The sequence below is a fragment of the Methylobacterium sp. J-001 genome (assembly GCF_022829565.1).
In the GTDB taxonomy this organism is placed as follows: domain Bacteria; phylum Pseudomonadota; class Alphaproteobacteria; order Rhizobiales; family Beijerinckiaceae; genus Methylobacterium.
In genome coordinates this window covers 182,426-194,523 of sequence record NZ_JAKSYN010000135.1, presented here as the reverse complement: position 1 = coordinate 194,523, position 12,098 = coordinate 182,426, and the positions used below count along the sequence as shown (strand labels likewise).

Here is a 12,098-nt window from a genome sequence, read left to right as displayed (position 1 = left end):
CGTGACCGTGAGGGTCAGGTCGCCGGGCTCGATCTCGGCCCGGGCCGGGAGCGGGGCGAGGATGAGGATGACGGCCAGAGACCATGCGCGCACCCGCCCTCCCCCCTCTGCGGGGGCGGGCGGCCGGCGCAGCAGGGGGGGAGAGGGGCAGGGCGCCGCTACGGGCTTCGGCTCCCGAAGAGACCTTTCCGGAAGCGGCGTTCCCCTCTCCCGACCCTCGCTGACGCGAGGGCCGCCCTCCCCCGCAGAGGGGGGAGGGAGAACACCCGCCGTCCCTGCGGAGCCAAAGGCCCAAATCCCAAAAAAAACTACCACGGGTTGCTCCCGGCCGGGATGGCGGTGCCGGCCTCGACCCGGCGGGTCTGCTCGGCGCGCAGGCGCAGCTTGAGGAAGCGGCCGGGATCGTCCGGCAGGGTCTGGAGCCAGAGCCGGTCGGGGCGGATCTCGTGGGCCTCGAAGCTCTTGGTCACCCGGCGGACCTCGCGCTCCGGCGCCTCCGCGACCATGGCCGAACCGCCCCCGGTGCGCCCCCGCCCGGCCGCATCGCCGGCCGAGCCCCGGGCCTGGCCCTTGCCGGCATCGATCGATTGCTGCTCGGCCTTGCCCCGGCGGGCGACCTTGCTGTTGCCGGGCAGCGAGGCGCTGGCGTTGGATTCCTTGTTGCCGGCCAGGCCCTCGCCGCTCGAGGCGGCGTTGATGTCGTTGTTCGGGTCCTGGTTGGCGGTGTTGTTGTAGCGGGCGCCGTATTGCGCGGTGCCGTTGGCGATGCCGCCGCCGGGGCCGCGGTCGATCACCTCGGCCTGCATCCGGGCGACCAGCGAGCGGTTGGCCTGCGCGTCGGCGTCGCGCGGGTCGAAGCGCAGGGCCTCGTCGTAGGCGGCCAGCGCCCCGTCGAGATCGCCCGCGCGGGCCAGCGCGTTGCCGAGATTGTAGCTCGCCCGCCGCCCGCCGGCGCGGAACAGCGCGATCGCCGCGTCGTAACGGCCGGCCTCGTACAGGGCGGCGGCGCGCCAGGCCGGATCGACGATCAGGTCGGCGGCGAGCCCGGGCAGGCCCAGCGCCATCAGCAGGCGCCCGAGCCCGGTGCGGGGCTGCGAGACGGCGAGCAGGGCCACGAGGCCGAGGCCGGCGAGCGCCAGCCCGGCCATCCGGGCAAACCGCCGCCAGCCGGGGGGCAGGCCGGCGCGGATCGGAAAGGCAGGGCCGGTTTTCGGAAAAAACCGCTCCATCACGCGCTCCTGCGGAACAGGGCGAGCGCCGGCAGGGCTGCGAGCAGCAGCAGCCAGCGCCCGAGATCAGCGTAGGCCAGCACGCCGTAGCCGCCGGCCGCGAGATGCTGGGCGGTGCCGGCCCCGACGGCGTCGAGCACCGGGCCGGGCTCGGCGATGTCGGCGACTTTTCCGCCGCCGGCCCGTACCAGGGCGTCGAGGGCGGCCCGGTCGGGCTTCGGCGCGCCGGGCGGCAGCGGCTTGTCGGCGGGGACGAACAGGGCCTGGAGGCGCCAGCCGCGGTCGGCGAGCGCCCGGGCCTCCCGGTTGGCCGCCGCGCCGATGCCGTCGCCGTCGGTGATCAGCACCACGTCGGCCGCGACCACGTCGGCCTCCGCCAGCGTCCGGCGGGCCAGCGCCAGCCCGCGCTCGGGATGACTGCCGCGGTCCGGCACGGTGTCGGCGTCGAGGGCGAACAGGGTCGTGCCGAAGCTGTCCCGGTCGGTGGTCGGCGAGGCGGCGAGGTAGGCATCGCCGGCATAGACGACCAGGGACACGGCCCGGGTGCCCGCGGCGTCGGCGATCGCGGCGGCGGCCTGACGGACGCCCTGGAAGTTGCCGCCCTCGGTGACCGAGCGGGACAGGTCCAGGACGATCACGGTCTCGTCGAGGTTGCGGAAGGTCGCGGTGTCCTGGCGTTCCACCGCAGGCCCGGTCAGCGCCAGGGCGATCGCCCCGGCCGCCAGCGCGGCGGCCCGGTTCGCCTGCCGTCGTCCGCCGAGCACGGCGCCGGCGCGGGCGAGATGGGCCATCAGCGCCGGATCGACCGCCCGCCCCCAATCGCCCAGCGGCGCCGCCCGCCAGGCGGCGCGGAGCGCCAGCAGGGCCACGACCGGGATCGCCAGGAACCACCAGGGGCGCAGGACCGCGAAGGCGTCGAGGGCGCTCATGCGGGCTGGCTCGCGACGGGTGATGTCTCGCCCCGCCCGAAATTTGCGCGCGCCCTCCCTCCCCCCTCTGCGGGGGAGGGTGGCCCCTGCGTCAGCAGGGGTCGGGAGAGGGGAGCGACGCTTCCGGAGAGGGCGCGACAGGTGCGAAACCCAGAACCGTCGCGCTGCCCCTCTCCCCCCCTGCTGCGCAGGGTACCCTCCCCCGCAGAGCGGGGAGGGAGTGGCGCGTGTGACGACAATGCGAGCATCACACCCCCCTCCGGGTCGCCAGCAACACCGCGGCGGCGGCGAGCGCCAGGGCTGCCGGCCAGGGCCAGAGATCCCGGCGCAGCGGTAGCGGTGGAGCCAGCGCGCGGCCACCCTCCAGCCGGTCGATGGCGTCGGCGACCCGGACGAGGTCCTCGGTGGTGCGGACGCGGAACGCCTCGCCGCCGCTGGCCTGGGCCATGTCGCGCAGGGTCTCGGTGTCGACCACGTCCTGCTCGCCGTCGGCATCGGCCATGTCCCGGGGGCCGAGCGCGATCGTGTAGATCTTGATGCCCAGCTCCTTGGCCAGGGCGGCCACGTCCTTGGGGGCGGTCTGGCCGGCATTGTTGGCGCCGTCCGAGAGCAGGATCACGGCCTTGGCCGGTGGTGTTGCCGCGCCGTCGGCGCTCGTCCCGGGGTCCTTCGGGTCGAGCCGGCGCAGGGCGAGGCCCAGCCCGTCGCCGATGCCGGTGGAGCGGCCGCTGATGCCGATGGTCGCCTCGTCGAGGGCGCGGGCGACCGCGGCGGTGTCGAAGCTCGGGGCGGCGGCCACGTAGGCCTGGTCGGCGAAGATCACGAGCCCGATCCGGTCCCCGGCCCGGCGCCGGATGAAGTCGGTGCCGACGCGCTTGACCGCGGTGAGCCGGTTCACGGTCTCGCCGTCCAGGGCGAAATCGCGCCGCTCCATCGAGCCGGACAGGTCCATGGCGATCATGATCTCCCGGCCCGAGGCGGGGAGCGCGGCCGCCGGCATCACCAGGCGGGGGCCGGACAGGGCGACGACCAGGGCCACCCAGAGGGTCCAGACTAGGGCGGCGCGGCGGCGGCCCCGGGCGGCGAGGTCGGCGCCGGAGCGCGCCGTGCCGACCAGGGTCCCGGGCACCAGCAGGGCGCCGCTGCCCCCCTCCGGCTCGGCCGGGAGCAGGCGCGCGGCCAGCAGCGGCAGTGGCAGGGCGAGCAGGATCCAGGGCGCCGCGAAATCGAAGGCCGAGGCGAGGGAAGAGAGCTGCGCCGTGAGCCAGGCGGGGAGGAGGCCGCTCATGTCCGCAACCGTCCGATCAGGCGGCCCAGCTCCGCGTCGAGCCCGTCGAGGTCGGGCTCCTGGCGCCGGTAGAGCCCGTCGGCCAGGATTCGGCCGGGTCCGCGCGTGAAGAAGTCGGTGGCCAGGAGCGCGTCGAGGCGGGTGGCCCAGGCCGCGCCAGTCTCCCGGGCGGCTTCGTCCCCCGCGAGCGTCCGGGCGAGGCGGCGCAGCAGGCGGGCCTGGGCCACGAGCCGCGCCTCCGGGGCGAGGCCCCGGCTGCCGGCGAGCTCGGCCAGCGCGGCGCGGCGCAGGCTCGCCCGGGCCCGGCCGCGCAGATAGCGGACGAGCCCGACCAGCAGGGCGGCGAGGAAACCCAAAGCCGCCGCCGCGACGATCTCGCCCTGCACCGCCCCGGCGGCGCCCCCGGGCAGGTGCAGGCCGCGGAGCTGGTCGAGGGACGGGGCGATCGCGACGGGATTCATCGCGCCGGACCCGGACGGCAGGGACGGGGCGATGCGTGCGGGTTTCTCCGGGGCATCGTCTCCATCCGAAAGCCGGCACCCACCGTTCGGGACGAGCCCCGAGCCTCACAGCACCGCATCGAGGCGCTCCATCAGCGGCGCGTAGGCCTCGGGGCCGGCCTCGACGTCGAGGCGTACCCCGGCGATGCCCCGGCGGGCATAATCGGCGAGCCGGGCCTCGGCGGTTTCACCCGGCAGCACCGCCGGGAGCGCGGTCCCGCGCCGGCCATCCGCCAGGGCGAAGGGATAGAAGCCCGGCGGGCGGGTGCGCTCGAAGGCGTCGCTCACCAGGATCAGCCGGATCGCGACCCGCTCGGCCAGCAGGGTTAGCGTCGCGTCGAAGCCCGGGCCGGGGGCATCGAGGGCGCTGGCGATGACCAGGTGGCCGCCGGCGGGCAGCAGGCTGCGGGCGAGCCCGAGGGTCGGCTCCAGGGGCGCGTCGGACCCGGCGGCGCCGGCCGTCTCGAGGGCGTTCGCATGCGCCTGGGCCAGGGCCCCGGTCACCGCGATCATGGCGCGCTCGCCGCCGGCCGGGCGCAGCATCGTGGGCGCGCCCGCGCTCGCCACCGCGAGGCCGACCCGGCCGCCATCGGCCGCGACCCGCCAGCCGAGCAGGGCCAGGGCCTCCGCGGCGGCCACCGAGCGCAGGGCCCGGCGGGTGCCGAACAGCATCGAGGGCCGGAAATCGGCGAGCAGCACCACGGCGCGGTCGCGCTCGTCGTGATGGGTGCGCACGTGCAGCTGCCCGGTGCGCGCGGTGGCGTTGCGGTCGATGAACCGGCGGTCATCGCCCTCCGACCAGAGCCGCACATCCTCCGGCTCGGAGCCGCGCCCGCGCCGCTTCGTGACGATGCCGCCGGGCAGGCCCGCGAGCGTCCGGGTCGCGGGGGCCGCGCCCCGCCGGGCGAGATGGCGCAGGCCCATCAGCGCCTCGCCGGAGAGGCGGATGCCGTTCATTTGGGATTGGGCGGATCCCACGTCTTTCCCTCCCCCCTTTGCGGGGGAGGGTGGGCCGGCCGTCAGGCCGGGTTGGGAGAGGGGAGCGCCCTGTCCGAAGAGATCGCGGTTCGATCCGAAACCCGCATCGTCGCGCTGCCCCTCTCCCGACCCCCTTCGGGGGCCACCCTCCCCCGCAGAGGGGGAAGGGAGTTTCCGCCGCGTGTTCCAAAGCCCGAACACGCTCAGAGCGCCCGGACCCGCTGCACCAACTCGCCGACCAGGCCGCGGGCGGTCTTGCCCTCGGCGGCCGCCCGCCAGGTCAGGCCGATCCGGTGGGAGAGCGCGTCCCGGGCAAGTTCGGTGACGTCCTCCGGGGTGACGTGGTCCCGGCCCCGCAGCCAGGCCCGGGCCTTGCCGGCCATCATCAGCGCCAGGGTGCCGCGCGGCGAGGCGGGATGCTCGATCATCGCCCGCAGGTCCGGGGCCGCCGCATCGGTGCGGGTCGCCGCCACCAGGCGGACCAGGTAATCCTTGAGCGCCGGCGACACGTAGGTGGCGAGCGCGGCCTCCCGGGCGGCGCGGACGTCGGCGAGCGACAGGCGCACCGGCATGGCCTCGGCATGGTGGGTGATCTCGCCCTCCACGAGGTCGAGGATCGCCCGCTCGGTGGCCTCGTCGGGCATCTCGACCACGACATGCAGCAGGAACCGGTCGAGCTGCGCCTCCGGCAGCGGGAAGGTGCCGGCATGCTCGATCGGGTTCTGGGTCGCCACGACCATGAACGGGTCGGCGAGCGGGTGGGTCTGTCCGGAGACCGTGATCTGCCCCTCGGCCATGGCCTCGAGCAGGGCCGACTGAACCTTGGGCGGCGCGCGGTTGACCTCGTCCACCAGCACCAGGGCGTGGAACAGCGGCCCTTGCAGGAACTCGAAGCTGCCGCTGTCCTGGCGCCAGACCGTGGTGCCGGTGAGATCGGCCGGCATCAGGTCCGGGGTGCACTGGATGCGCGCGAACGAGCCGTCGAGCCCGTCGGCCAGCCGCTTGACCGCGCGGGTCTTGGCCAGCCCCGGCGCGCCCTCGATCAGCAGGTGGCCGCCGGTCAACAGCCCGATCAGCAGGCGCTCGACCAGGCCGGCGCTCCCGATCAGGCCACGCTCCAGCCCGTCGCGCAAAGCCAGTACCCGCCCGTGCAGGGCCGTGTCCGGGGCCGGAGAAGGCCGGCTCTCGGCGAGGGCGTCGCTCATGCGGGAAACGCTCGTGCGCGGAGACAAACTCCTGCCGCGGGGGCCGTGTCCTGCATCCTGCACGTCTCCTCGGCCGGGTCCCGTCTTCTCATGGGATCCTCAGGTTGCAGCCGGTGTGCCCGCTGCCCGGTGGGGCCGTCAATCCCGGTGGGTTCCCCCTTTGGTCGGCTTACAGCATCATCCCGAGAGGTGGCTGCCGGCTTTCGGAAAAAGATGATGCAGAATCAATGGCCTCGCGCCTCGTCCCGGTTCCCGTACCCGGGACGAGGCGCGAGCCACGCCATGATGTCACGGTTTCGTCACCTCTCCCCGCCCAAGAGACCGGCATGACCAGCTACGCCGCCATCCCCGAGGAACTCAAATCCGCCATCGGCCTGATCGTTGCCTTCGTGCTCGGCACGGCGATCGGGGCCGAGCGGCAGTACCGGCAGCGCACCGCCGGCCTGCGCACGGCGGTGCTGGTGGCGATCGGCGCCTCGGCCTTCGTGGATCTCGGCATGCGGCTCACCGGCCCGGACGGCGGGGTCCGCACGGTGGCCTACGTGATCTCCGGCATCGGCTTCCTGGGCGCCGGCGTGATCATGAAGGAGGGGATGAACGTGCGCGGCCTCAACACGGCTGCCACCCTGTGGTGCTCCGCCGCCGTGGGCGCGTTCTGCGGCGCCGACCTGCCGCTGGAGGCCGTGTTCGTCACCGTCACGGTGCTGACCTGCAACACCGCGCTCCGTCCGCTGGTGAACGCCATCAACCGCGCGCCGATCCGCGAATCCTCGACCGAGGCGACCTACGAGGTCCAGGTGACCACGGCGCCCGGCGAGGCCGGCCCCGCCCAGGATCTGCTGGTCGAGCGCCTGGAGGCGGCGAACTATCCGGTGAGCAACGTCGAGGTGGAGGAGCGCGGCGAAGGCGCGGTCGACGTGGTCGCGACGCTGACCGCCAGCGCCGTCAAGGCCGCCGAGCTGGATGCGGTCACGGCCGATCTCGCCAAGGCCCCGGGCATCCGCCACGCAACCTGGTCGGTCCAGACCGCCGATTAATCTTGCGCCTTTGCGTGGCGCCGGGCTGAGGCCGGCGCAGCTACGCTTGCGAGGTCGGGTGGAACCGAGCTCGTTCTATCAGCGCGGCGGGGCGAGCGGCCGGCTGCGGCGCTCGATCACCACGGTCGGGCGGGTGCGGCGCTCGACCACCACGGTGCGCGGCGCCCGGCTCGGGCTCGCATGGGTCAGGATCCGCTCGGGCATGCGCTCCGGCTTGGCCCTCTTGGCCGCCAGGACGTGCGGGCGGACCTCGTCGGCCGGAAGACCGATCAGGCCCGCGGCGATCTCGACCTGCTGCTCGACATCGTCGGACAGGTCCTGGGCGGCGGCGACCGCCTCGTTCACCGTCGGCGGCTCGCGGCGCACGCGGATCGGTGGCAGGTCGGCGAAGCTCTTCTGCGTCTTCTTCACGGGGCGACTCGCGGTCATCATGGGCAAGACATAGCGCCTTCCCGGCGGGTTGTGCAGTGCATCAAAATCGGCGGATGCCCGTCCCGGGAACATGCCTCGTCGCGGAACGGGCGCATCCGGCATGCCAGCGGCGCGATTCCCAAGGGCGGGACTCATCCGGCCGGTCGCCGGCATCGCGCTGCGGCATAATAGCGCGCGCCTGCGCCGGACGCCATACGGGGGTCCGGATCCGGTCCCCGGCCGCCCGGCGGACGTGCCGAGCCGCCGCGCGATCGGGGGCACAGCCTTTCGGAAAGCGCGGATGCGCTAAGCTGACGGCCATGACCGAATCGCTCGATCCCCGCCTCACCCCGGCGCGTCCGGACGTCGCCGACCTGCGCCTGCGCGGCCGGGTCACGGCCGAGCGCTTCGTCGCCGCCACCCGGCGCCGGGTGGTCGCCACGGTCGCGCCGCTGCGCCGGGCGCCCGCCCCGGAGGCCGGGCTCGATACCGAGGCGCTGCTCGGCGACGCAGTCGATCTCTACGCCGAGCAGGACGGCTTCGCCTTCGTGCAGCTCGTCCGGGACGGCTATGTCGGCTACCTGCCCGCCGCCTGCCTCGGTCCGGTGGAGCCCGAGCCCAGCCATCGCGTCACGGCGTTGCGCACCTTCCTGTATCCCGAGCCGGACCTGAAGCGGCCGGTGCGTGGGCATCTCAGCCTGGGCGCGCGCCTCGTGGTCACCGGGCAGACGGGGACCTACCTGGAGACGCCCGGCGGCTACGTCTTTGCGAATCACTGCGCTCCGCTGGCGCAGCACGCGCCCGACTACGTCGCCACGGCCGAGCGGCTCGTGGGCGTTCCCTATCTCTGGGGCGGGCGCACCAGCCTCGGGCTCGACTGCTCCGGCCTCGTCCAATTGTGCCTCGACGCCGCCGGCCTCCCCTGCCCCCGCGACGCCGACATGCAGGAGCGGGGCTTGGGCCATGCGCTGCCCCTCGCTCTCGACGGATTGCGCCGGGGCGACTTCGTGTTCTGGCGCGGCCATGTCGGGCTGATGCACGACCCCGAGACGCTGATCCATGCCAATGGCCACCACATGGCCGTGGCGGTCGAGCCGCTGGCCGGCGCGGTCGCCCGGATCCGGGAGAACAGTTTTGGCGCCGTGACCGGAATTCGAAGACTCTAGATCGAGGCGCGGGGCGCCCCGGGTCCAAATTGCGCGGCAAACGTGCTACAGAGGCGCTCCGCGGTCGTCTTCCTGCCCGGTTCGCAGTCCAGGACCGTTGACAGGACAGCCCCGCCCTCGCCACATCGCCCCCATGACCGCAGACCTCGCGTCCCTCGCGCCCGTTCAGGGCACCACCGGCAAGCCGCCGCTGGAGATCCTGCTCTGTGCCCCCCGCGGCTTCTGTGCCGGCGTGGTGCGGGCCATCGACGTGGTCGAGCGGGCCCTCGCCCTCTACGGACCGCCCGTCTATGTCCGGCATGAGATCGTCCACAACAAGTATGTGGTCGAGAGCCTGAAGCGGAAGGGCGCCGTCTTCGTGCGCGAATTGGACGAGGTGCCCGACAGCGGCGCCCCGGTGATCTTCTCCGCCCACGGCGTCGCGAAGACGGTTCCGGCCAATGCCGATTCCCGCGGGCTCACCACCATCGACGCCACCTGCCCGCTGGTGACCAAGGTCCACCGCGAGGCCGAGATCCACCATAAGCGCGGCCGCCACGTGCTGCTGGTCGGCCATTCCGGTCACCCCGAGGTGGTCGGCACCATGGGCCAGCTGCCCAAGGGCTCGATCACCCTGGTGGAGGATCTGGACCAGATCCAGGCCCTGACGCCCGAGAACCCCGACAACCTCGCCTGGGTCACCCAGACGACCCTGTCGGTCGACGACACCCGACACATCGTCGAGGCACTCAAGAAGAAGTTCCCGACCATCACCGGGCCGCACAAGGACGACATCTGCTACGCCACCACCAACCGCCAGGAGGCGGTGAAGCAGGTGGCCCCGCTGGTGGACGCCCTGATCGTGGTCGGCTCCTCGAACTCCTCGAACTCGCAGCGCCTGCGCGAGGTCGCCGAGCGCGTCGGCTGCCCGATCACCCGCCTGGTGCTGCGCGCCGAGGAGATCGACTGGCCGGCCTTCGAGGGCATCCGCAAGCTCGGACTCACGGCAGGCGCCTCGGCCCCCGAGGTGCTGGTCGAGGAAATCATCGAGGCCTTCGCGGCCCGCTACGACGTGATCGTCGACACGGTCTCGACGGTGGTCGAAGACATGGTCTTCCCGCTGCCGCGCGAATTGCGCAGCGAAGCCGCCGAGTAGGCTTCCCGACCGACCCAGCCGGCACGAACCAGGGGCGCTTCGGCGCCCCTCGTCTTGTTGACCTTCCGAACCAGAGCGCGATCACGTGGCCGTCTACACCGAGGTATCCGACGCGGCGCTCGCTGAGTTCCTGTCCGCCTACGACATCGGCAGCCTGCTCTCCTTCAAGGGCATCGCCGAGGGCGTCGAGAATTCTAACTTCTTCCTGCACACCACCCAGGGCTCCTACATCCTGACCCTCTACGAGAAGCGGGTGCGGGAGGGCGACCTGCCGTTCTTCATCGGGCTGATGGAGCACCTCTCGGCCCGGGGGCTCGCCTGCCCGCAGCCGGTGCGGGACCGGGCCGGCACGGCGCTCGGCCAGCTCTGCGGCCGGCCCGCCGCCATCGTCAGCTTCCTGGAGGGCGTCTCGGTCAAGACGCCCGGCGTCGGGCATTGCCGGGAACTGGGCCGGGCGCTGGCCGAGCTGCACGCCGCCGGCGCCGATTTCGGGATGGTGCGCGCCAACAGCCTCTCGGTGGCCTCCTGGCGCCCGCTCTTCGCCCAGGCCGAGGCCCAGGCCGATTCGGTGGCGCCGGGCCTGGCCGAGCGTACCCGGGCCGACCTTGCGCTGCTCGAAGCCGCCTGGCCCCAGAACCTGCCGGGCGGGGTGATCCATGCGGATCTGTTTACCGACAACGTGTTCTTCATCGGCGACAGCCTCTCGGGGCTGATCGACTTCTATTTCGCCTGCACGGACGCCTTCGCGTACGACCTCGCGGTCTGCCTCAACGCCTGGTGCTTCGAGGCCGATGGCCGGTTCCACCGGGACATGGCGGCGGCCTTGATCGCCGGCTACGAGGCGGTGCGGCCGCTGGAGCCCGCGGAGGTCGCGGCCCTGCCGATCCTGTGCCGGGGCGCGGCGCTCCGCTTCATGCTGACCCGCCTGGTCGACTGGCTGAACGTGCCGCCCGGCGCCCTGGTGAAGCCCAAGGATCCGCGGGAGTTCGATCGCCGGCTGACGTTCCACCGCCAGGCGCAGGACGCGCAGGATTACGGGCGGCAGGCTTGAGGATGGAATGAGCGACGACGTGACCGAGACCGCGGGCGAGCCGACGCGGGTGAAGATCTACACGGATGGCGCCTGCTCGGGGAATCCCGGCCCCGGCGGCTGGGGCGCGATCCTGATCTTCGGTGACACCCAGAAGGAACTCTCGGGTGGCGAGGCCTTCACCACCAACAACCGCATGGAGATCCTGGCGGCGATCGAGTCCCTGGAGGCGCTCAAGCGGCCGTGCCGGGTCGACCTGTTCACGGACTCCCAGTACCTGCGCCAAGGCATCACCAGCTGGATCCACAACTGGAAGGCCCGGGGCTGGCGCACCGCCGACAAGAAGCCGGTGAAGAACGAGGACCTCTGGCGCCGGATCGACACGGCGAACGCCCGCCACGAGGTCGCTTGGCACTGGGTCAAGGGCCATGCCAGCGACCCGCTGAACAACCGGGTCGATGCGCTGGCCGTGGCGGCGATGCTGCCGTTCAAGCGGCGCTGAGATCGCTTCGGATATCTGCTTCGGTCTCGGAAGCTCAACTCGACCGAGGCGGCCATTGCAGAGCGGCGTGCAAGACCCGAAGCATTCGAACGGAAACATCATCCACGTCGTAGACGATGATGTACCGGCGATGGACGATCAGCTCGCGTGTGCCGGCGACACGGCCCGGCTGCCCGAGAGCGGGACGATCCACCAAGCGGGCGGCCTTCTTGGCGAACCGCTCATCGAGCGCGATGGCAGCCGCTGGATTGTCGATCTCGATGTAATCGTAGATTGCTTCGCGGTCCTGAAGCGCTTCCAGCGTCCAGACCAACGCCTTCATTTCTTAGAATCGAGCCGTTGCCGTGTGGCTGCCCGCTTGGCAGCGAACCGCGCTTCCACGTCCTCAGCGGGGATCACACGGCCACTATTGGCAGAATCTAGTCCAATCTGAACCTGCCGGCGAAACCAAGCGTCATGCTCGGTTTCGTCCCGCTGTTGTCTGACGTACGCCTGCATGAAGTCACGCAGGAGCTGGGCGCCATTGCGGTCGCGGTCCTGTGCGACCTGGGAGAATTCATTCTTCAGGGTTTCATCGACCTGAAAGGTGAATGTCGCCTCGCCCAAAGTAGCCGCCCCTTTGTTCGACGGAACATCTCCATGACGGTCGGAGGGTAACACTTCGCGGCCAACTCGAAAACGACCGGAT

Annotated in this window: 14 protein-coding genes; 6 read left to right on the top strand and 8 right to left on the bottom strand. The window is 72.4% G+C overall.

All coding sequences use genetic code 11. The annotated features are described in order from the left end of the window. Positions 1–308 precede the first annotated feature (308 nt). The 6 genes from MKK65_RS17145 to MKK65_RS17120 all read right to left on the bottom strand — a co-directional run bounded on the left by MKK65_RS17145 (position 309) and on the right by MKK65_RS17120 (position 6,129). Complete coding sequence (locus tag MKK65_RS17145; RefSeq protein ID WP_243959198.1) at positions 309–1,229, bottom strand: tetratricopeptide repeat protein; 921 nt, start codon at positions 1,227–1,229, stop codon at positions 309–311. Beyond that, complete coding sequence (locus MKK65_RS17140) at positions 1,229–2,158, bottom strand: VWA domain-containing protein (RefSeq protein ID WP_243959196.1); 930 nt, start codon at positions 2,156–2,158, stop codon at positions 1,229–1,231. Before MKK65_RS17140 ends, MKK65_RS17145 begins: the two co-directional genes overlap by 1 nt. Before the next feature lie 247 nt (positions 2,159–2,405). After that, complete coding sequence (locus MKK65_RS17135) at positions 2,406–3,446, bottom strand: VWA domain-containing protein (RefSeq protein WP_243959194.1); 1,041 nt, start codon at positions 3,444–3,446, stop codon at positions 2,406–2,408. Further along, on the bottom strand, positions 3,443–3,907 hold the full coding sequence (locus MKK65_RS17130) for a DUF4381 family protein (RefSeq protein WP_243959192.1): 465 nt from the start codon (positions 3,905–3,907) through the stop codon (positions 3,443–3,445). Before MKK65_RS17130 ends, MKK65_RS17135 begins: the two co-directional genes overlap by 4 nt. A gap of 105 nt (positions 3,908–4,012) precedes the next feature. After that, positions 4,013–4,870 carry a DUF58 domain-containing protein gene (locus MKK65_RS17125; protein ID WP_313902048.1) on the bottom strand — a complete coding sequence of 286 codons (858 nt, stop codon included), beginning with the start codon at positions 4,868–4,870 and terminating at the stop codon, positions 4,013–4,015. Positions 4,871–5,127: 257 nt separating this feature from the next. Continuing rightward, positions 5,128–6,129: an AAA family ATPase gene (locus MKK65_RS17120; RefSeq protein WP_243959188.1), complete on the bottom strand. Its 1,002-nt coding sequence runs from the start codon at positions 6,127–6,129 to the stop codon at positions 5,128–5,130. Between the two features lie 326 nt (positions 6,130–6,455). On the opposite strand from MKK65_RS17120, the gene MKK65_RS17115 reads away from it, so the two are divergent. Continuing rightward, the gene (locus MKK65_RS17115) at positions 6,456–7,166 is read left to right on the top strand and encodes an MgtC/SapB family protein (protein WP_058192363.1); all 711 of its coding nucleotides are present in this window, start codon (positions 6,456–6,458) and stop codon (positions 7,164–7,166) included. A gap of 78 nt (positions 7,167–7,244) precedes the next feature. Here MKK65_RS17115 and MKK65_RS17110 read toward each other — a convergent pair whose 3' ends face one another. Then, the gene (locus tag MKK65_RS17110) at positions 7,245–7,577 is read right to left on the bottom strand and encodes a hypothetical protein (RefSeq protein WP_243959186.1); all 333 of its coding nucleotides are present in this window, start codon (positions 7,575–7,577) and stop codon (positions 7,245–7,247) included. A 320-nt stretch (positions 7,578–7,897) separates the two neighbouring features. Here MKK65_RS17110 and MKK65_RS17105 point away from each other — a divergent pair, with 320 nt between their 5' ends. The 4 genes from MKK65_RS17105 (at position 7,898) to rnhA (ending at position 11,410) form a co-directional block, all read left to right on the top strand. After that, on the top strand, positions 7,898–8,743 hold the full coding sequence (locus MKK65_RS17105; RefSeq protein WP_243959184.1) for a C40 family peptidase: 846 nt from the start codon (positions 7,898–7,900) through the stop codon (positions 8,741–8,743). A gap of 133 nt (positions 8,744–8,876) precedes the next feature. Continuing rightward, a complete protein-coding gene (gene ispH / locus MKK65_RS17100; protein WP_058192366.1) occupies positions 8,877–9,878 on the top strand; it encodes a 4-hydroxy-3-methylbut-2-enyl diphosphate reductase in 1,002 nt (333 codons plus the stop codon). A gap of 85 nt (positions 9,879–9,963) precedes the next feature. Next, positions 9,964–10,929 carry a homoserine kinase gene (locus MKK65_RS17095; protein WP_243959182.1) on the top strand — a complete coding sequence of 322 codons (966 nt, stop codon included), beginning with the start codon at positions 9,964–9,966 and terminating at the stop codon, positions 10,927–10,929. Between the two features lie 7 nt (positions 10,930–10,936). Next, positions 10,937–11,410, top strand: coding sequence for a ribonuclease HI (rnhA, locus tag MKK65_RS17090; RefSeq protein WP_243959180.1), 474 nt, complete (start codon positions 10,937–10,939; stop codon positions 11,408–11,410). 34 nt (positions 11,411–11,444) lie between these two features. Here the strand turns inward: rnhA and MKK65_RS17085 are convergent, their stop codons facing one another. After that, on the bottom strand, positions 11,445–11,732 hold the full coding sequence (locus MKK65_RS17085) for a type II toxin-antitoxin system RelE/ParE family toxin (protein ID WP_243959178.1): 288 nt from the start codon (positions 11,730–11,732) through the stop codon (positions 11,445–11,447). A 134-nt stretch (positions 11,733–11,866) separates the two neighbouring features. Here MKK65_RS17085 and MKK65_RS31390 point away from each other — a divergent pair, with 134 nt between their 5' ends. Further along, positions 11,867–12,067: a hypothetical protein gene (locus MKK65_RS31390; RefSeq protein ID WP_313902047.1), complete on the top strand. Its 201-nt coding sequence runs from the start codon at positions 11,867–11,869 to the stop codon at positions 12,065–12,067. The last annotated feature ends 31 nt before the right edge of the window (positions 12,068–12,098 follow it).